Origin of the sequence: Pseudomonas sp. NCIMB 10586, assembly GCF_023127895.1 — a bacterium.
In the GTDB taxonomy this organism is placed as follows: domain Bacteria; phylum Pseudomonadota; class Gammaproteobacteria; order Pseudomonadales; family Pseudomonadaceae; genus Aquipseudomonas; species Aquipseudomonas synxantha_A.
Genome location: NZ_SPKQ01000002.1, coordinates 51,823 through 70,485 on the forward strand (window position 1 = coordinate 51,823; position 18,663 = coordinate 70,485).

The 18,663-nt window shown below is 59.9% G+C and carries 18 protein-coding genes; 10 read left to right on the plus strand and 8 right to left on the minus strand.

Features of this window, described 5'->3' with window-relative positions; translation table 11 throughout:
• The first annotated feature begins 92 nt into the window (after nucleotides 1–92).
• From E4P01_RS00530 to pqqE, 9 genes are all read left to right on the plus strand, one after another.
• Nucleotides 93–539 (plus strand): Lrp/AsnC family transcriptional regulator, encoded by a 447-nt coding sequence (locus tag E4P01_RS00530; RefSeq protein WP_216090388.1) that lies wholly within the window; start codon nucleotides 93–95, stop codon nucleotides 537–539.
• 167 nt (nucleotides 540–706) lie between these two features.
• Nucleotides 707–2,389, plus strand: coding sequence for an NAD(P)/FAD-dependent oxidoreductase (locus tag E4P01_RS00535; RefSeq protein ID WP_032881195.1), 1,683 nt, complete (start codon nucleotides 707–709; stop codon nucleotides 2,387–2,389).
• Between the two features lie 10 nt (nucleotides 2,390–2,399).
• The gene (locus E4P01_RS00540) at nucleotides 2,400–3,194 is read left to right on the plus strand and encodes a carbon-nitrogen hydrolase family protein (protein ID WP_032879127.1); all 795 of its coding nucleotides are present in this window, start codon (nucleotides 2,400–2,402) and stop codon (nucleotides 3,192–3,194) included.
• Between the two features lie 48 nt (nucleotides 3,195–3,242).
• The gene (gene pqqF, locus E4P01_RS00545) at nucleotides 3,243–5,618 is read left to right on the plus strand and encodes a pyrroloquinoline quinone biosynthesis protein PqqF (protein WP_216090389.1); all 2,376 of its coding nucleotides are present in this window, start codon (nucleotides 3,243–3,245) and stop codon (nucleotides 5,616–5,618) included.
• 158 nt (nucleotides 5,619–5,776) lie between these two features.
• Entirely contained in the window at nucleotides 5,777–5,851 is a 75-nt protein-coding gene (pqqA, locus tag E4P01_RS00550) for a pyrroloquinoline quinone precursor peptide PqqA (RefSeq protein ID WP_003194766.1), read from the plus strand.
• A 71-nt stretch (nucleotides 5,852–5,922) separates the two neighbouring features.
• The gene (gene pqqB, locus E4P01_RS00555) at nucleotides 5,923–6,834 is read left to right on the plus strand and encodes a pyrroloquinoline quinone biosynthesis protein PqqB (protein WP_005792074.1); all 912 of its coding nucleotides are present in this window, start codon (nucleotides 5,923–5,925) and stop codon (nucleotides 6,832–6,834) included.
• Between the two features lie 11 nt (nucleotides 6,835–6,845).
• Complete coding sequence (gene pqqC, locus E4P01_RS00560) at nucleotides 6,846–7,598, plus strand: pyrroloquinoline-quinone synthase PqqC (RefSeq protein WP_017138042.1); 753 nt, start codon at nucleotides 6,846–6,848, stop codon at nucleotides 7,596–7,598.
• Entirely contained in the window at nucleotides 7,595–7,870 is a 276-nt protein-coding gene (gene pqqD / locus E4P01_RS00565) for a pyrroloquinoline quinone biosynthesis peptide chaperone PqqD (RefSeq protein WP_216090390.1), read from the plus strand. Before pqqC ends, pqqD begins: the two co-directional genes overlap by 4 nt.
• On the plus strand, nucleotides 7,842–8,993 hold the full coding sequence (pqqE, locus tag E4P01_RS00570) for a pyrroloquinoline quinone biosynthesis protein PqqE (RefSeq protein ID WP_005792079.1): 1,152 nt from the start codon (nucleotides 7,842–7,844) through the stop codon (nucleotides 8,991–8,993). Before pqqD ends, pqqE begins: the two co-directional genes overlap by 29 nt.
• Nucleotides 8,994–8,998: 5 nt before the next feature.
• Here the strand turns inward: pqqE and E4P01_RS00575 are convergent, their stop codons facing one another.
• The 4 genes from E4P01_RS00575 to E4P01_RS00590 all read right to left on the minus strand — a co-directional run bounded on the left by E4P01_RS00575 (nucleotide 8,999) and on the right by E4P01_RS00590 (nucleotide 11,414).
• Nucleotides 8,999–9,157, minus strand: a complete 159-nt coding sequence (locus E4P01_RS00575; RefSeq protein WP_003194776.1) for a YqaE/Pmp3 family membrane protein — start codon at nucleotides 9,155–9,157, stop codon at nucleotides 8,999–9,001.
• 93 nt (nucleotides 9,158–9,250) lie between these two features.
• Nucleotides 9,251–9,571, minus strand: coding sequence for a DNA-binding transcriptional regulator (locus tag E4P01_RS00580; protein ID WP_032879122.1), 321 nt, complete (start codon nucleotides 9,569–9,571; stop codon nucleotides 9,251–9,253).
• Complete coding sequence (locus E4P01_RS00585; RefSeq protein ID WP_032879120.1) at nucleotides 9,555–9,920, minus strand: type II toxin-antitoxin system RelE/ParE family toxin; 366 nt, start codon at nucleotides 9,918–9,920, stop codon at nucleotides 9,555–9,557. The genes E4P01_RS00580 and E4P01_RS00585 overlap by 17 nt, the downstream gene beginning before the upstream one ends.
• A 225-nt stretch (nucleotides 9,921–10,145) precedes the next feature.
• Nucleotides 10,146–11,414, minus strand: coding sequence for an aminotransferase class III-fold pyridoxal phosphate-dependent enzyme (locus E4P01_RS00590; protein WP_216090391.1), 1,269 nt, complete (start codon nucleotides 11,412–11,414; stop codon nucleotides 10,146–10,148).
• 209 nt (nucleotides 11,415–11,623) lie between these two features.
• Between E4P01_RS00590 and E4P01_RS00595 the strand changes: the two genes are divergently transcribed.
• Nucleotides 11,624–12,523, plus strand: coding sequence for a LysR family transcriptional regulator (locus tag E4P01_RS00595; RefSeq protein ID WP_005792083.1), 900 nt, complete (start codon nucleotides 11,624–11,626; stop codon nucleotides 12,521–12,523).
• 226 nt (nucleotides 12,524–12,749) lie between these two features.
• Here the strand turns inward: E4P01_RS00595 and E4P01_RS00600 are convergent, their stop codons facing one another.
• From E4P01_RS00600 to E4P01_RS00615, 4 genes are all read right to left on the minus strand, one after another.
• Complete coding sequence (locus E4P01_RS00600; protein ID WP_078822486.1) at nucleotides 12,750–14,528, minus strand: acyl-CoA dehydrogenase C-terminal domain-containing protein; 1,779 nt, start codon at nucleotides 14,526–14,528, stop codon at nucleotides 12,750–12,752.
• A gap of 143 nt (nucleotides 14,529–14,671) precedes the next feature.
• Nucleotides 14,672–15,961, minus strand: coding sequence for a GGDEF domain-containing protein (locus E4P01_RS00605; protein ID WP_248129852.1), 1,290 nt, complete (start codon nucleotides 15,959–15,961; stop codon nucleotides 14,672–14,674).
• Between the two features lie 218 nt (nucleotides 15,962–16,179).
• Nucleotides 16,180–17,985 carry a phenylacyl-CoA dehydrogenase gene (locus E4P01_RS00610; RefSeq protein WP_032879115.1) on the minus strand — a complete coding sequence of 602 codons (1,806 nt, stop codon included), beginning with the start codon at nucleotides 17,983–17,985 and terminating at the stop codon, nucleotides 16,180–16,182.
• 334 nt (nucleotides 17,986–18,319) lie between these two features.
• Nucleotides 18,320–18,601 carry a pyrroloquinoline quinone biosynthesis protein PqqE gene (locus E4P01_RS00615; protein WP_078822488.1) on the minus strand — a complete coding sequence of 94 codons (282 nt, stop codon included), beginning with the start codon at nucleotides 18,599–18,601 and terminating at the stop codon, nucleotides 18,320–18,322.
• Nucleotides 18,602–18,663: the final 62 nt, after the last annotated feature.

Here is an 18,663-nt window from a genome sequence, read left to right on the forward strand (position 1 = left end):
ACGGCCCACGCTCAAAACTTCCGTGCCTGCCATCTCGGCCACACATGCCTGTAACATAAATCCCGATTACCCCCCGCACCGGAGTCCCCCCCTTGCACGCCCTAGACGAAATCGACCGCCAACTGATCGCCGCCCTGCAGCTCAATGCCCGCGAAAGCGTGGCCATGCTTGCCCGGCAACTGGGGATTGCGCGCACCACAGTCACGTCACGCCTGGCACGCCTGGAGAAAACCCAGGTGATCACCGGTTACGGCGTGCGCTTGGGCCAGCGCGTCGCGGATGGGGGTTTGCAGGCTTATGTGGGGATTACCGTGCAACCACGCTCAGGCAAAGAGGTGCTGCGCAGGCTGAGTGCCATGGCGCAGGTGCAGCAGTTGTGTGCGGTCAGCGGCGAATTCGATTACGTGGCCTGGCTGCGCACCGATTCGCCGGAGCAACTGGACCAACTGCTCGACCAGATCGGCAGTGTCGACGGTGTGGAGAAAACCACCACCTCGATCATCCTCAGCAACAAATTGGATCGCGGACAGCCAATCTGATCGATAACTTCGTCATATTGACAAAAATCAGTGCAATCCGACGACACATTGCGTCTTATTAACGAGCGCTACGCTCCCTAAACTGGCTGCCATCTTTTCCTATACTCAACGGGCCATATCCCGCCGAGCCGTCAGTAAGGTCAGCCATGAGCATTCCGTCCAGCACTATCAGCAAGACCAATCGTCACCCAGCAGACGGCAAGAAACCCATCACCATTTTCGGCCCGGATTTCCCCTTTGCCTTTGATGACTGGATCGAGCACCCCGCCGGGCTGGGCAGTATTCCCGCCGCCAACCATGGGGCCGAAGTGGCGATCGTGGGCGCCGGTATCGCTGGTTTGGTCGCGGCCTACGAGCTGATGAAGCTGGGGCTCAAGCCAGTGGTGTATGAAGCCTCGAAGATGGGTGGCCGCTTGCGCTCCCAGGCCTTCGAAGGCGCCGAAGGCATCATCGCCGAGCTGGGCGGGATGCGCTTCCCGGTGTCGTCGACGGCGTTCTACCATTACGTAGACAAGTTGGGGCTGGAAACCAAACCCTTTCCCAACCCGCTGACCCCGGCGTCCGGCAGCACTGTGATTGATCTGGAAGGCCAGACCCACTACGCACAAAAACTCTCCGACTTGCCTGCGCTGTTTCAGGAAGTGGCCGATGCCTGGGCCGATGCACTGGAAGCCGGCTCGCAGTTCGGCGATATCCAGCAGGCGATCCGCGACCGTGATGTACCGCGGCTCAAAGAACTGTGGAACAAGCTCGTGCCGCTGTGGGATGACCGTACCTTCTACGACTTCGTCGCAACCTCCAAGGCCTTTGCCAAGTTGTCGTTCCATCATCGCGAGGTGTTTGGCCAGGTCGGCTTCGGCACCGGCGGCTGGGACTCGGACTTCCCCAACTCCATGCTGGAAATCTTCCGCGTGGTGATGACCAACTGCGACGACCATCAACACCTGGTCGTTGGCGGCGTAGCGCAAGTGCCCATGGGCATCTGGCGTCATGTGCCGGAGCGCTGCGCCCATTGGCCGGCCGGCACCAGCCTCAGCTTGCTGCATAGAGGCGCACCACGGGCAGGGGTAAAACGCATTGCTCATGCGGCCGATGGCCGTTTCGCCGTCACTGACAACTACGGTGATACCCGCGAGTACGCCGCGGTGCTGACCACCTGCCAAAGCTGGCTGCTGACCACCCAGATTGAATGCGACGAAACCTTGTTCTCGCAAAAAATGTGGATGGCCCTGGACCGCACGCGCTACATGCAGTCGTCGAAAACCTTCGTGATGGTTGACCGCCCATTCTGGAAAGACAAAGACCCGCAAACCGGCCGCGACCTGATGAGCATGACCCTCACCGACCGCCTGACCCGCGGCACCTATCTGTTCGATAATGGCGACGACAAGCCGGGGGTGATTTGCCTTTCCTACTCGTGGATGAGCGACGCCCTGAAAATGCTTCCCCAGCCTATCGACAAGCGGGTGAAGCTGGCCCTGGACGCGTTGAACAAGATCTACCCCAACGTCGATATCAAGGCACGCATCATCGGCGACCCGATCACGGTTTCCTGGGAAGCCGACCCGCACTTCCTCGGGGCTTTCAAAGGTGCACTGCCCGGCCACTATCGCTACAACCAGCGGATGTACGCGCACTTCATGCAGAAAGACATGCCCGCCGAACAACGCGGGATTTTCATCGCCGGTGACGACGTATCGTGGACGCCCGCGTGGGTCGAAGGCGCCGTACAAACCTCGCTCAACGCGGTGTGGGGCATCATGACTCACTTCGGTGGCAGCACCCACCCAGAGAACCCGGGCCCCGGCGATGTGTTCGATGAAATTGGGCCAATCGCCCTGGCCGAGTAAGGAGCTGAACATGCGTGTCGCCCTGTACCAATGCCCGCCGCTGCCGCTGGATGTGGCCGGTAATATCCAGCGCCTGCGCCAACTGGCGCAAGAGGCATCCGACGCCGATGTGCTGGTGCTGCCAGAGATGTTTCTCTCGGGCTATAACATCGGCGCCGAAGCCGTTGGCGCGTTGGCCGAGGCGCGGGATGGGGAGTCTGCCCAAGCCATTGCCGAGATCGCGCAAAACGCCGGGCTGGCCATTCTTTACGGCTATCCGGAGCGGGCTGACGATGGGCAGATCTACAACGCCGTCCAGTTGATCGACGCCGAGGGGCAGCGCCTGTGTAACTATCGCAAGACCCACCTGTTTGGCGATCTGGATCACGCCATGTTCAGCGCAGGCGACGATGATTTTCCGGTGGTAGAACTCAACGGCTGGAAGCTGGGGTTTCTGATTTGCTACGACCTGGAGTTTCCGGAGAATACCCGGCGTCTGGCCCTGGCCGGCGCCGAACTGATTCTGGTGCCCACCGCCAACATGGTGCCGTTCGATTTTGTCGCCGACGTCACCGTGCGTTCGCGGGCGTTTGAAAACCAGTGCTTTGTGGCCTATGCCAATTACTGCGGGCACGAAGGCGAGATTCATTACTGTGGACAAAGCAGCATTGCCGCACCGGATGGCCAACGTATCGCCCAGGCCGGCCTGGACGAAGCCTTGATCGTCGGCACCCTGGATCGCCAGTCAATCCTCAGCGCACGCGCCGCCAACCACTACCTGCAAGACCGACGCCCCGAACTCTACGGCGCGCTGCACAAGCCCTGACCCCACGGGTTTGCTAGCATAGGCACTTCTCACGCCTCGGAAGTGCCCATGCCTGCGCCGGTTCACCCTCACCCCGTTCATCTGACCCTGGCCAATGGCCTGCGAGTATCCCTGCGCCATGCGCCGCGCTTGAAGCGCTGCGCCGCCGTTCTGCGCGTGGCTGCCGGCAGTCACGATGTGCCATTGGCCTGGCCGGGGCTGGCACACTTTCTTGAGCATTTGCTGTTTCTCGGTACCGAGCGTTTTCCGGCCGGGGAAGGATTGATGGCCTACGTGCAGCGCCTCGGTGGGCAGGTCAATGCCAGTACCCGCGAGCGAACCACCGAGTATTTCTTTGAGCTGCCGGTGTCGGCCTTCGCTGACGGGCTGGCGCGGTTGGCAGACATGGTGACTCATCCACGCCTGACGCTCGACGATCAACGACGTGAACGCGAAGTGCTGCACGCGGAATTCGTGGCCTGGTCCGAGGACGCCAGCGCACAACACCAAGTTGCGTTGTTGCAAGGTTTAGCGGCCGATCACCCGCTGCGAGGATTCCATGCCGGCAACCGCGACAGCCTGACGGTGGAAAGCGACGATTTTCAGCAAGCCTTGCGCGAATTCCATAGGCACTTCTATCAAAGCGGGCAGATGACCTTGAGCCTCGCCGGTCCGCAATCGCTGGCAGATTTGCAAACCCTTGCCCAGCAGTTCGGTGACGAACTGATTGCCGGCCCCCTGCACCCGCAAACCGCACCACCACCCCTGATGCACGGCCAGGCACGCAGCTATCAACACACCGCCAGCCAGCACCTGCATCAGGTCATCACCTGTAACGCCCCCCGCCAAGCACTGGAGTTTCTCTGCACCTGGCTCAACGCTTCGGCGGCAGGCGGGTTGTTGGCCAAACTGAAAGCTAGCCAACTGGCCAGCGCGCTGCATGCGTCTGTGCTGTACCACTACGCGGACCAGGCGGTACTGGATATCGACGTTACCCTCGATAGCGACCGCCAACCGGCGACGCAGATCGAAGCCTTGTTGTATGACTGGCTGAGCTTTTTCGCACACAGCGACTGGAATCCATTACGTGAAGAGCTTGCCTTGCTCAATGCGCGTCAACAGCAGGTTCAAGGCGCCCTGACATTGGCTCGCGACGACAGCGAAGACCTGTCGGACCAAGGCATTGCAGCCCTCAAGGCCATGCTGGCCTCGCTGCATCTGCCCGCGTCTGAACACGGTTGGCAACTCCCACCGGGTAACCCCTTTCTTCGTGCGCCGGCCAAGGAAGAACGCGCCGGTTTGATCCGCGGCCAAACCAGCGCCCATCGGGGCTTGCGTACCTTTGCCCAGGATCGCTTACGGGGCCGGAGGGAGTTATCGGCGCTGACCTTCAGCAACGCACTGGCAGGTGACACCGACGAAGGCGCGCTGTACCTGCATTGGCGGTTTGACGCTGCCGTACCCGCCGGATTGGAAAGCCTGTTGCAGCCGTTGCGCGAGCAAGCCCGTCAAGCGGGTGTCGAGTTGTCTTGCGAAACCATTGGCAACGATTGGCGGGTGAACATGCACGGCCTTCACGAACCGATGCCGGCCGTGCTCGAAGCGTTGGCGCGCAGCCTGAGCAGCTCGGATGCACATCTGTCATCACCGACGCCCACGCCAATGATCGCCATTCGCGAACTTCTCAAGGCGTTGCCGGCTTGCTGCGTCGGTGTTTCAGCCGACTCCTCGGAGACACCAGCGTCGTGGTCCACCGCTCACTGGCAGGGGCTGGGTGCGGGTTTGCCTGCGGCCTGTGAAGCGGCGATCAAAATCGCCGCCGCCCGCTTGCCAGGGCAGCCGGCCAACATTCAATGCACACCTGAAGTTCTTGACGGGGAGCGGATCTGGCACCCGGTGAACACCGCATCCAGCGACGCTGCGCTGCTGCTTTTTTGTCCAGTGCCGAGCCAATCTCTCGTCGATGAGGCCAACTGGCGACTGCTCGGGCATATGCTCCAGGGCCCGTTCTACCAACGTTTGAGAGTTGAGCTGCAAATCGGCTACGCCGTGTTCAGCGGCATCCGACAAGTCAACGGGCAAACCGGCCTGTTGTTTGGCGTGCAATCGCCCAGCCTGTCACTGGGCAGGATCGCCGAACACCTGCAAGCCTTCCTGCAACAACTGCCGTCTTTGATCGAACGCAGCGCAGACGTGGGCAATCAGCCTCTTGCGCAGCAATTCACGGCGCAGGCACTCCCCGTCAGCCAAGCCGCCGATTTGCTTTGGCACGCGCAGTTGGCGGGTCATTCGTCGAGTTACCTGGATCAACTTCAACACCTGATCCAAAGCCGCACACGCGAGGACTTGCAGCACGCAGCCCAACAACTCCTTGAAGCAGCAGGCGGCTGGCGTTGCGTAGCTAACGGCCCGCGTATCAGCGATGACTGGCAAGCGGCACAATGATCGTTGCCAACCCTGCAACAGGCTTTTTCCATCGAGACAGCGCTAACTTGAAAAGAATTGCGTAACATTGCGCAGCAATATCTGAACATCTCCAGTGGGAGGTGGACTATATGTATTACTTGGTAGTGAACGTCCCATCCCTTGATAGGAGTAAGAATATGACCTGGTCCAAACCTGCTTACACTGATCTGCGTATTGGTTTCGAAGTCACCATGTACTTCGCCAGCCGTTGATTGGCTGAGTAATACAACGCCTCGGTTCGCCCGGGGCGTTTTTGTTTTGAGCTGTGCTTGATGGAGCGATCATGTTTGTCCAGATTCTAGGTTCCGCCGCCGGCGGTGGCTTCCCGCAGTGGAACTGCAACTGCGTGAACTGCGCAGGCTTTCGCGATGGCAGCCTGCGGGCCCAGGCGCGCACCCAGTCGTCCATCGCGATCTCCGACGACGGTGTGAATTGGGTACTGTGCAACGCGTCGCCGGATATCCGCGCGCAACTCCAGGGCTTTGCGCCCATGCAACCCGGGCGCGCCCTGCGCGATACCGGTATCAGCGCAATCATCCTGATGGACAGCCAGATCGACCACACCACTGGCCTGTTGAGCCTGCGTGAAGGCTGCCCGCATCAGGTGTGGTGCACCGACATGGTCCATGAAGACCTGAGCACCGGGTTCCCGTTGTTCACCATGCTGACCCACTGGAACGGCGGCCTGGCCTGGAACCGCATCGAACTGGACGCCAGCTTCACCATTCCGGCCTGCCCCAACCTGCGTTTCACCCCACTGCCGTTGCGCAGCGCAGCGCCGCCCTACTCGCCGCACCGCTTCGACCCGCACCCTGGTGACAACATCGGCCTGATCGTCGAAGACCTGCGCACCGGCGGTAAACTGTTCTACGCCCCGGGCCTGGGCAAGGTCGACGCGCCGCTGCTGGATATCATGGGCGGCAGCGATTGCCTTTTGGTAGACGGCACGATGTGGGATGACGATGAAATGCAGCGCCGTGGCGTCGGCACCCGCACCGGGCGCGAGATGGGCCACCTGGCGCAGAACGGCCCGGGCGGTATGCTCGAAGTGCTGGAGCAGTTGCCCAAGCAGCGCAAGGTGCTTATCCACATCAACAATACCAATCCGATCCTCGATGAAGATTCCCCCGAGCGAGCCGAGTTGGTGCGGCGCAATGTCGAAGTGGCGTACGACGGCATGAGCATTGAATTGTAGGAGCCACTGAAATGACTGACACACCGCTGACGACCGCCGAGTTCGAAGCAGCCTTGCGGGCCAAGGGCGCCTTCTACCATATCCATCACCCCTACCATGTGGCGATGTATGAAGGCCGCGCTACCCGCGAGCAGATCCAGGGCTGGGTCGCCAATCGCTTCTATTACCAGGTGAACATCCCCCTGAAAGACGCCGCGATCCTGGCCAACTGCCCGGACCGTGAGATCCGCCGCGAGTGGATCCAGCGTTTGCTCGACCACGACGGCGCACCGGGGGAAGACGGCGGTATCGAAGCCTGGCTGCGCCTGGGCCAGGCCGTTGGCCTCGACCCGGACCAGCTGCGCTCCCAGGAACTGGTGCTGCCCGGCGTACGCTTCGCGGTGGACGCCTACGTCAACTTCGCCCGCCGCGCCAGTTGGCAGGAAGCTGCCAGCAGCTCGCTGACCGAGCTGTTCGCGCCGCAGATCCACCAATCGCGCCTCGACAGCTGGCCGCAGCACTACCCGTGGATCGACCCGGCCGGCTACGAATACTTCCGCACCCGCCTGGGCCAGGCTCGTCGCGATGTGGAACATGGCTTGGCGATCACCTTGCAGCACTACACCACCCGCGAGGGTCAGGAGCGCATGCTGGAAATTCTCCAGTTCAAACTGGATATTCTATGGAGCATGCTCGATGCAATGAGCATGGCCTACGAACTCAAACGCCCGCCCTATCACAGCGTGACCGAGCAGCGGGTGTGGCATAAAGGGATCACCCTATGAGCTTTGATCGCAGCAAAATACCGACCTGGCGCCAGGGCTACCGTTTCCAGTATGAGCCTGCGCAAAAAGGCCATGTGCTGCTCTATCCGGAAGGCATGATCAAGCTCAACGACAGCGCCGCGTTGATCGGCGGTTTGATCGACGGCGAGCGCGACGTGGCAGCCATCATCGCCGAGCTGGACCAACAATTCCCCGACGTACCGGAGCTCGGTGAAGACATCGAGCAATTCATGGAGGTCGCCCGTGCTGAGCACTGGATCACCCTTGCCTGAAAAACCCGCCATCGGCTTGCCGCTGTGGCTACTGGCCGAGTTGACCTATCGCTGCCCGCTGCAGTGCCCGTACTGTTCCAACCCGCTGGATTTCGCCGAGCAGGGCAAAGAGCTGAGCACCGAGCAATGGATCAAGGTGTTTCGCGAAGCCCGCGAGATGGGTGCCGCACAGCTGGGGTTTTCCGGGGGTGAACCACTGGTGCGACAGGACTTGGCCGAACTGATCGCCGAGGCCCGCAAGCTGGGCTTCTATACCAACCTGATCACCTCCGGTATCGGCCTGACCGAGCAGAAAATCAGCGACTTCAAAAAGGCCGGGCTGGACCATATCCAGATCAGTTTCCAGGCCAGCGACGAACAGGTGAACAACCTGTTGGCCGGCTCGAAAAAAGCCTTCGCGCAAAAGCTGGAAATGGCCCGTGCGGTCAAGGCACACGGCTACCCGATGGTGTTGAACTTCGTCACCCATCGGCACAATATCGACAAGATCGACCGCATCATCGAGCTGTGTATCGCGCTGGAAGCGGATTTTGTCGAACTCGCCACCTGCCAGTTCTACGGCTGGGCGCAGCTTAATCGCGTGGGCTTATTGCCGACCCGAGACCAGTTGGTGCGCGCCGAACGCATCACCAATGAATACCGCGCCAAACTGGAAGCCGAAGGTCATCCGTGCAAGCTGATCTTCGTGACACCGGATTATTATGAAGAGCGTCCGAAAGCCTGCATGAACGGCTGGGGCAGCATCTTTCTGACGGTGACACCGGACGGCACCGCCCTGCCCTGTCACGGCGCGAGGCAGATGCCGGTGCAGTTTCCCAATGTGCGCGACCACAGCATGCAGCACATCTGGTACGACTCGTTTGGTTTCAATCGCTTTCGCGGCTACGACTGGATGCCCGAGCCCTGCCGCTCATGCGATGAAAAGGAAAAGGATTTCGGCGGCTGCCGTTGCCAGGCGTTCATGCTCACCGGTGACGCCAGCAATGCCGACCCTGTATGCAGTAAGTCCGAGCAGCACGGCATCATCCTGCAGGCACGGGAAGAAGCCGAACATGCCACCCAGACCATCGAGCAACTGGCCTTTCGCAATGAGCGCAACTCACGGCTCATTGCAAAAGGCTGAGGGCTTCAACGCTTGGCGATGATGTACACCGCGTGGATGATGCCAGGGAAGTAACCGCACAGGGTCAGCAGGATATTCAGCCAGAATGCACCGCCGAAGCCTACTTGCAGGAACACACCCAGTGGCGGCAGCAGAATAGCGATGATGATACGAATAATGTCCATGGGTCAGCTCCAGAAAATCGGCTCGTGTGAGCCGTGTAGCTAATCGACATTGGCGGTTCGTGAGGGTTCAGTGGATTCTGGCATCGGGCCATCTCACGCCAGAATCTGCAGACCATGCTTCTTCACGACGCTCAACAACTTGAGTGCCATGCCGCTGGGCCGTTTCTCGCCCGACTCCCATTTTTTGACCGTGGAAGCACTGGTGTTCAGGTAGCGGGCAAATACAGGTTGGCTGACATGGCTGCTTTCACGCAGTTGCTTGATCTGTTCGGCAGGGATTTGGTCCGGCATGGCAGATAAGCATGCTTCATCATATTCTCGAAGCGTGGTTTTGCTGATGGCGCCGATGGCATGAAGCGCTTCGGCAGACTGATGAATGGACTCAAGCGCCTCACTTTTATACTTCTTGGTCATGATGTATCTCCACAAACTCCCTGAGATCCAGCATGCGCTGAATCTGTGCTTCGTTTAACCCTTCATAAGTTTTGGCAAGTGTTCGAAACCAGACAAGTTCGCTCTGCGTTATATTGCTTTGATCCTGCTTCGCGAACAGAAACTGATAAACCCAATAATGCCTGCCCTTGGCCAATACAACAGACCGATGCCGATTCTGGTTGAGACGTTTTTTCCAGACACCACCTCCCAGATTATCTGCCTGCCCCCTCAACATTTCGCCAAACGCCTTCCTCAACTCAGAATCGCAGATCCAGACTTTAGTGGCCGCCTCGGCAAATCGCCTTGTTTTGAACAACCTGAGCCTCATGGAGATCCCTTCCTAAAACATACCACCCAGTGGTATAGATTAAAAGTCGAGCACGTCGTGCCCCTCCGGCAGTCCTTGCCGACGCTCGCTAAAAAGCCATCGTTTCCAAAGAGACTCAATAAACGTTTTCACACCAGAAATTACTCAGGCAAAAAAACGCCCCCAGCCAAAAGAATCAGGCTGAGGGCGCCGCGTATACCGCGAGACGGTTCAGGAATTGGACGGTTAAACAGCAATGCCCTTTCGGCATTGCAGTTGCGCGGTGCGCACCCGTGAGAAGGCGCGGGCCAGGCGCAGGAGCATTTCGTCGATGTTGCTTTTGCTCACCGTCAGCGCCGGTGTGAAGCGCAGGCAGTCGGGTTGCGGCGCGCTGAGGATCAGTCCCTCTTGCAGCGCGGCTTTTACCACCGCATCCGCAGAATCATCCGATAAGGTAAGCCCCCACATCAGGCCATTCCCGCGCAATGGGCCATGGCCGTAGCGATAGGCCAGGCGGGCAAGCCCTTCGCCCAGGTGACAGCCCAACACGCGTACATGCTCAAGAAAACCGCGCTCAAGCACGGTATCGGTGACGGCCAACCCAGCCGAGGCCATCAATGCATTGCCATGATGGGTGCCTTCCAGCTCACCCACTTCAAAGCAACAGGCCTTGCCCCGTGCCAGCAGCGCCGCCAACGGCACACCGCCGCCCAGGCCCTTGCCCAGGGTGATGATGTCGGCATGCACGCCGTACTGTTGCTCGGCAAGCAAGGTGCCACAGCGGCCCATGCCGGTTTGCACTTCGTCGAGGATCAGCAGGATCCCCAGTTCGCGGCACAGCCGCTCGACGCCTTTGAGATAGTGTTCGGTCGCCGGGATCACGCCGGCTTCGCACTGGATCGGTTCCAGCAGAATGGCCACCGTCTGGGCATCCACGGCAGCATGCAGGGCGGGAAGATCATTGAAGGGAACGTGACTGAAGCCCGACAATTGCGGTTCGAAGCGGTTTACCAAGGTACCAGCCGAAGCGGCTAGCGTAGCGAAGCCATGTCCATGGCAACCGTTGCTGGCGCTGATAATGCGATAGGCCCCGCCACGGTGCAGTTGCCCCCACTTGCGCGCCAGTTTGATTGCCGCCTCGCAGGCTTCCGCGCCGCTGTTGAGCAGGTAAGCCTGGTCGCTGCCGGTATGCTGGCAAAGACGCTCGACGAGATTGAGTTGGGCACGGTTATGCAGGCCATTGCCGGGATTGATCAGCGCCTGGGTTTGCGCAGCCAGGGCCTTGATCAATACCTGTGGGCTATGGCCCAGGCTGTTGGCGGCATTGCCTTGGCTGAAGTCCATATAGGCACGCTCATCACTGTCCCACAGCCACGAGCCCTGGCCTCGCACAAACACTTGAGGTGGGCGCGCCACAGTGGGCATCAAATGCTCGGTTGAATGCGTGTCGCGTGGGGCATCCTGGATCAGGTCATCCAGGCTCGGGGCGGGGCGGCGGATGTTGAACAGATTCACAACTTACCCCCATTGGCAACCTGACCTTGGTGGTTACGGCCGGACCATTGCACCTGAGGTTTTTTTGCCTTGCCTATGTAAACGCTATCAACAAAAACGCTGTTCATTGTCCGATCCGGCCCTGTAAGCCCTGCGAATAGGCGCTAGACTAGGCGTCTCGGGGGCCAGCGGCCATTTCGATTTTCCAGCTTTTTCGATAAGTAAGCCTTATGGATTTCAAGCAACTGCGTTATTTCGTCGCGGTGTATGAGGAAGGCCACGTAGGGCGTGCTGCGGAGCGTCTTTCGATCTCGCAACCGGCCTTGTCACAACAGATTCGCCAGCTGGAGCAGAACCTTGATGTAAGTCTGTTCGAACGCAGCAGCAAGCGGCTGCTGCCGACCCTGGCGGCGCACACCTTATACAACCACGCGTTGCCGCTCATTGATGGCATGCAGCAAGCCGTCGAAGCGCTACGCAACTTCAAGGGCCAGGCCATGCGGACCCTGGCCATCGGCGTGCTGCAAACCGTGCACACCAGCCTGGTGCCGCAAATGCTTGAGCGCGTGCGCAAGGCCCAGCCTCATTTGGTGGTGCAGATTTACGAGCTGACGGGGCTTGAGATTGAGCGGCGGTTGCTCAACGGCTCCCTCGACATTGGCATCAGTTACCTGCCACCACGCCAGCCAGGCCTGCACGGTGTGCTGCTGTATGAAGATGAGTTGAAGGTGGTGATTCCCGACGACCATCCGCTGCGCGAATTCAAGAAAGTCTCGCTCAAACAAGCTGCCGAGTTACCGATGCTGCTGTTGGGGGAGGAGTTTCAAGTCAGGCAGATCTGGCAGGGCCAGTTGGCCAACCTGGGGCGGCGGCCGCAGGTGCAAGCGGAGCTCAACACCATGGTGGGAATACTCGACAGCCTGCCCCACACCAAGCTGGCGACGGTGCTACCGGGGCGTTCCCAGGACGAACACAACAGCCAGGCGCTTTTGTGGAAACCCTTGAGCGAACCGAGGGTGCCATTGAAGGTGGGGCTGGTGTGCCGCGATGTGCAACGCCAACAGGCCACCGTCGCATTGCTGCGCACCCTGCTGGAAGACGTGATGAATGCCCCGCAGGCAAGCGCCTGACTTTTTCGCGGGCAAAAGAAAACCCCGCCGAAGCGGGGCTTTGCAGACTGTTTCCCTGACATCCATTTCACTCCGCCGTCCTGGCAGAATCCTACGTGTCCGTGTTGTTGCTTTGCGCTTCCTGCGCGACGTCCATGTGAAGTAGATTATCCGTGGATCCAATTTGGCGATAGAGGACGATTAGCAGCACGTCATGTAAGAGATTGCTTACACGCCCTACAGGCCCTTAAAACAGTGCTTCATCCATCAGGAACAACGATTCGCTACCGGCTTTTACCGACGCGCTCAACGAATGAATGCGCGGCAGCAGACGGGCAAAGTAGAAACGTGCAGTCCCCAATTTGCTGGCGTAGAAAGCCTCCTCGGCCTCTTTGCCCAACGCGGCCTTGGCCATGCGCGCCCACATATAGGCGTAGGCCATGTAGCCGAATGCATGCAGGTACTCCACCGACGCTGCACCGATTTCATTCGCGTTGCTCTTGGCGCGGTCCAGTACCCAGGCCGTCAATTCATCCAGGTTATCCACCGCTGCGCTGAGCGGCGTGGTGAACTCGGCCAGCTCGGCCCCCGATTCAGCGATGAACTGGCGGATCTCATCGGCGAACAGCGTGTAGAACGCACCGCCGCTGCCGACGATCTTGCGTCCCATCAAATCCAGCGCCTGAATGCCGTTGGTGCCTTCGTAGATCTGGGTGATGCGCACGTCACGCACCAACTGCTCCTGGCCCCATTCGCGAATATAGCCATGGCCACCAAACACTTGCTGCCCGAGCACAGTGGTTTCCAGGCCCAGGTCGGTGAGGAACGCCTTGGCCACGGGTGTCAACAACGCCACCAGGTTATCGGCGCGCTCGCGCGCCTGCGCATCGTCGCTGAACTTGGCGATGTCCAACTGCGTCGCCACGTAGGTGGAGAACGCACGACCGCCTTCGTTGGCCGCCTTCATGGTCAGCAGCATACGGCGTACGTCCGGATGCACGATGATCGGATCTGCCACTTTATCCTTGGCCTGTGCACCCAGCGGGGAGCGGCTTTGCAGGCGGTCGCGGGCGTATTCAATCGCGTTCTGATAGGAGCGCTCGCCGGACGCCAGGCCCTGGATGCCCACCCCCAGACGCTCGTAGTTCATCATGGTGAACATCGCCGCCAGGCCACGGTTAGGCTCACCGACCAGATAACCCACGGCTTCGTCGAAGTTCATCACGCAGGTCGCGGACGCCTGGATCCCCATCTTGTGTTCAATCGAACCGCAGGTCACCGGGTTGCGCGCGCCAAGGCTGCCGTCGGCGTTCACCATGAACTTGGGCACCAGAAACAGCGAGATGCCCTTGGGCCCCGCCGGTGCATCCGGCAGTTTGGCCAGCACCAGATGGATGATGTTCTCGGTCAGGTCGTGCTCGCCACCGGTGATGAAGATCTTGGTGCCGCTGACCTTGTAGGAACCGTCCGCCTGAGGCTCGGCCTTGGTGCGAATCATGCCCAGGTCGGTGCCGGCATGGGCTTCGGTCAAGCACATGGAACCTGCCCACTCACCGGAATACATCTTCGGCAAGTACGCGGCCTTGAGCTCTTCGCTGGCGTGGGTGTTGATCGAGACACAGGCGCCGGAGGTCAGCATCGGGTACAGGCCGAATGCCAGGCTCGACGAGTTGATCATTTCTTCAACCTGCGCCGACACCGCCTTGGGCATACCCATGCCGCCATAGGTCGGATCGCCGCCCACACCCACCCAGCCGCCTTCGGCGTAGGTCGCATAAGCCTGGGGGAAACCGTCCGGGGTACGCACCGCGCCGTCGGTCCAATGGCAGCCTTGCTCATCGCCGCCGCGGCTCAAGGGCGCGATGGATTTGGCGGTAACCTTGCCGGCCTCTTCGAGGATCGCCTCAACGGTTTCGGCATCAACGGTGTCTGCCAATGCCGGCAGTTCGGCCCAAGTCTTGGCGACTTCAAAAACTTCGTTGAGGACGAAGCGCATATCACGCAACGGCGCTTTGTAATCAGCCATGGCAAACCTCGTGGGAACATGAAAAGTGATTCGATAGGATCGGTTTTACAGACCCCGAGTGTACCCGAACAACTTTTCAGACACATAGGGTCTGCTTGTGACTATCTGGTATTTTTAAGTCACAGTAAATACAGCGCGCTGACTCAACCCGCAGCGCTTTGCGTGCGCACCGCGCCACGACGGGTTTGCCCGGCCGCAATCACGCAGTTACGCCCGGCGCCCTTGGCGGCGTACAGCGCCTGGTCGGCGGACTTGAGCACCTCTTCAGGGTTACGCTGCTCGGCCTGACGCTCGGCCACGCCGATGCTGACCGTCACCGACACGCTGGAGGCTCCGCTGCCCGCACGCCGTTGACGGCCTTGGTGGTCGTCATGAGGACGATCCGGGTTACGCAACTTGATGGCGTAGCCGGCAATGATCTCGCGAATCTCCTCCAGGTGCGGCATGCATTCATCCAAGGTCTTGCCGGCAAATACCACGGCAAATTCTTCACCGCCATACCGGTAGGCGCGCCCGCCGCCGTTGACCTTGGACAGCTTGCTCGCCACCAGGCGCAGCACCTGGTCGCCCACGTCGTGGCCATGGGTGTCGTTGAAACGTTTGAAGTGATCAACGTCACTCATCGCCAGCACATAGTTGCGCCCCAGCCGTTGCATGCGTTCGTTGAGGGCGCGTCGTCCCGGCAAGCCGGTCAGTTCGTCGCGGAACGCCATTTGATAGGCTTCGTGGGCCACACCGGCAGCAATCATCAACATCACTTGGCTGCACATGATGTTGAGGGTGAACGGCAGGATGAAGGTTTGCGGCAACATCCAGAACAGGCCCAAAAACTCCACCAATTGGGCGGCGTGCAGCGGGCGCGGCTGATACCAATACTGGGCGGCCAGGGTAAGGAAGCCGATCAGGAACATGGGATAGGACAGCTGGATCAGGCTCATCCACGCGCCATGCAGCATCGGCCAGCGAATCTCCGCCAACCAGCCCAGCAAAGCCTGGGGGAAACTTTGCTCCAGGGCCAGCGCCACACTGCCCACCGCCAGCAACACCGCGCAGCGGGCGACGAAGTCACGGAACAGATGGGTTTTTTCCTGCCACAGCGCATAGATGCTGAACAGCAACGGCAACAGCAGACAACACAGGTGGAACACCACCGCGGCGTCGTCACGCACGCGGCCATTGTCGCGGTAGAAATCGGTCTGGGTATCCAGCAGGAAATAGGCGACGTACACCGTGATCATCAGGAACAGTTCACGCTGGCGCCGATAGACCGCGCAGTACGCGCCGCCGAGCAGCAGGACCAGGGTCGGCAACACGTTGAAGAGCGAGGTGAAGAAGACGTTGAGGTCCTTGACGTACGCAGCCGAAAGCCCGGCCAGCAACAGCAGCAGCGAAGGTAGGAAATGACTGAAACGTACAGCAGACACGCGTGACAAGGGTAAAACTCCGACCCGCAAAATAATGGCACTGTGCCTTTATGCAGCCAGTTAAGCACAACCGGGCTGACACGTATCACATTGCCACTACTGTAACGGCAGCGGGTTGTAATCCCTGAGTGCATTACTGCGGTTTTTTATGCCCGTACTCTGTAGGAGGGCAAAAAAAACCGCCGCGTCCCGAAAGAGGCGGCGGTTGCAGAAAGAACCGGTAAGGCTTAGTAAGCTAGGCCGAAGTCTTCTTCTTTCATGTCCATCAGGTTGTTGGCGCCCGACAGCATGGTCGCCACGTGGGTACGGGTACGCGGCAGGATGCGCTGGAAGTAGAAGCGCGCGGTCTGCAACTTGGCGGTGTAGAACGCCTCTTCGCTGGTACCGGCAGCCAGTTTCTCGGCGGCCAGGCGCGCCATGTCGGCCCAGAAGTACGCCAGGCACGCGTAGCCGGAGTACATCAGGTAATCCACCGAAGCGGCACCGACTTCTTCGCGGTCTTTCATCGCGGCCATGCCGACCTTCATGGTCAACTCGCCCCACTCCTTGTTCAGTGCCGCCAGCGGTGCAACGAACTCTTTAACCGCGTCGTTACCCTCGTTGGCCTGACAGAACTTGTGCACAATCTTGGTGAAGCCCTTGAGCGCTTCGCCTTGGGTCATCAGTACTTTGCGGCCGAGCAAGTCCAGGGCCTGGATGCCGGTGGTGCCTTCGTACAGCATCGAAATACGGCTATCGCGCACGTTCTGTTCCATGCCCCACTCGGCGATGAAGCCGTGGCCACCGTAGATCTGCACGCCGTGGTTGGCCGATTCAAAGCCGACTTCGGTCATGAACGCCTTGGCGATCGGGGTCATGAATGCCAGCAGGCCATCGGCCTGTTTCTTGGCTTCGTCATCGGTGCCGTACTTGACGATGTCCACTTGCTTGGCGGTGAAGTACACCATCGCGCGGTTACCTTCGGCGAAGGCTTTCATGGTCAGCAGCATGCGGCGTACGTCTGGGTGCACAATGATCGGGTCAGCGGCTTTGTCCGGTGCTTTAGGGCCGGTCAGGGAGCGCATCTGCAGGCGATCACGCGCATATTTCAGGCCACCCTGGAAGCCGATTTCGGCGTGGGCCAAGCCTTGCAGGGCAGTGCCCAGGCGAGCGGTGTTCATAAAGGTGAACATGCAGTTCAGGCCTTTGTTCGCCGGGCCGATCAGGAAACCGGTGGCTGCGTCGAAGTTCATCACGCAGGTGGCGTTGCCGTGGATGCCCATCTTGTGTTCCAGGGAACCACAGGTGACCGCATTGCGCTCGCCCACTGAACCATCGGCGTTGGGCAGGAACTTGGGCACGATAAACAGCGAGATGCCTTTGGTGCCGGCCGGTGCGTCCGGCAGGCGGGCCAGTACGATGTGGACAATGTTGTCGGCCATGTCGTGTTCACCGGCCGAGATGAAGATCTTGGTGCCGGAGACTTTGTAGGAACCGTCAGCCTGAGGCTCGGCCTTGGTGCGCAGCATGCCCAGGTCGGTACCGCAGTGTGGCTCGGTCAGGCACATGGTGCCGGTCCATTCGCCCGACACCAGCTTGGTCAGGTAAGCGTCTTGCTGCTCGGGGGTGCCGTGCTCGGAAATGGTGTTCATCGCGCCATGGGACAGGCCAGGGTACATGCCCCACGACCAGTTGGCTTCGCCGACCATTTCGCTCACAGCCAGGCCCAGGGACTCCGGCAAGCCCTGGCCACCGTGCTCCACGTCATGGGCCAGGCTCGGCCAGCCGCCTTCGACGAACTGTTTGTAGGCTTCTTTGAAACCGGTAGGGGTCTTAACGCCTGACTCACTCCAGGTACACCCTTCGATGTCGCCCACGCGGTTCAGCGGTGCCAGGACTTGCTCACAGAACTTGGCGCCTTCTTCGAGGATGGCGTCGACCATGTCCGGGGTAGCGTCCTGGCAAGCCGGCAGGCTCTGATAGTGCGCTTCATAACCGAGCAGTTCGTCACGAACGAAGCGAATATCACGCAAGGGGGCCTTGTAGTCAGGCATAGCGATAAACCTCTGCTGATGTATCTGGGATGAACAACCGCGTGGATTTGTTATGGCGGTCAAACAGGGGTTTGAAACATACGTTTACGACCCAGGGTTGTCAAGCGTCGGCCAGATGCCGTTTGTCTTGACGCAGGTCATCGCCAGGCACGGCAAGGCCTGCGGCGGGATGCCACTGCAAAAAACGAATAGAGAACTAGCTCAGGGCCAGGCACAGGCGAATGTAGGAGGGGGCTTGCTCCCGATAGCGGTAGGTCAGCTATGAATGGGCACGCTGATACACCGCATCGGGAGCAAGCCCCCTCCCACATTTTTAATTGAGTTCAGCAGGGGATCAGGCGTAGGTATCGATCAACGTACCGAGCATTTCATCCGAAGCCTTGGCGACTTTTGCCCCCAGCTCGACTTGAAACTTGCCCTGGGCCATTTCCACCATATTGCTCGCCGAGTTTGACGCTTGGGCGCGGTCATTGGCTTGCAGACGATCGCTTTGCGCGGCCGATGGCTGGGCTGTTGCGGCGCTGGCAATCTTGCCGGCCGCCTGGTCGACACGGTTCTGCCCGGTCTGAATACTGCTCAGGCCCGAATAAAACGCGCTGCTTCCAGAGATTTCCATGGCTTAAGCCTGCCTTGAGAGAATCGTGAAGGTGGATTGAAGCAGACATACCGGCAAAAGGC

Coding starts and splice junctions, on each gene's coding strand:
- E4P01_RS00540 (WP_032879127.1), top strand. CDS start 2,400: ATGCGTGTCGCCCTGTACCAATGCCCGCCGCTGCCGCTGGATGTGGCC.
- pqqF (WP_216090389.1), top strand. CDS start 3,243: ATGCCTGCGCCGGTTCACCCTCACCCCGTTCATCTGACCCTGGCCAAT.
- pqqB (WP_005792074.1), top strand. CDS start 5,923: ATGTTTGTCCAGATTCTAGGTTCCGCCGCCGGCGGTGGCTTCCCGCAG.
- pqqC (WP_017138042.1), top strand. CDS start 6,846: ATGACTGACACACCGCTGACGACCGCCGAGTTCGAAGCAGCCTTGCGG.
- pqqD (WP_216090390.1), top strand. CDS start 7,595: ATGAGCTTTGATCGCAGCAAAATACCGACCTGGCGCCAGGGCTACCGT.
- E4P01_RS00575 (WP_003194776.1), bottom strand. CDS start 9,157: ATGGACATTATTCGTATCATCATCGCTATTCTGCTGCCGCCACTGGGT.
- E4P01_RS00580 (WP_032879122.1), bottom strand. CDS start 9,571: ATGACCAAGAAGTATAAAAGTGAGGCGCTTGAGTCCATTCATCAGTCT.
- E4P01_RS00585 (WP_032879120.1), bottom strand. CDS start 9,920: ATGAGGCTCAGGTTGTTCAAAACAAGGCGATTTGCCGAGGCGGCCACT.
- E4P01_RS00595 (WP_005792083.1), top strand. CDS start 11,624: ATGGATTTCAAGCAACTGCGTTATTTCGTCGCGGTGTATGAGGAAGGC.
- E4P01_RS00600 (WP_078822486.1), bottom strand. CDS start 14,528: ATGGCTGATTACAAAGCGCCGTTGCGTGATATGCGCTTCGTCCTCAAC.
- E4P01_RS00610 (WP_032879115.1), bottom strand. CDS start 17,985: ATGCCTGACTACAAGGCCCCCTTGCGTGATATTCGCTTCGTTCGTGAC.
- E4P01_RS00615 (WP_078822488.1), bottom strand. CDS start 18,601: ATGGAAATCTCTGGAAGCAGCGCGTTTTATTCGGGCCTGAGCAGTATT.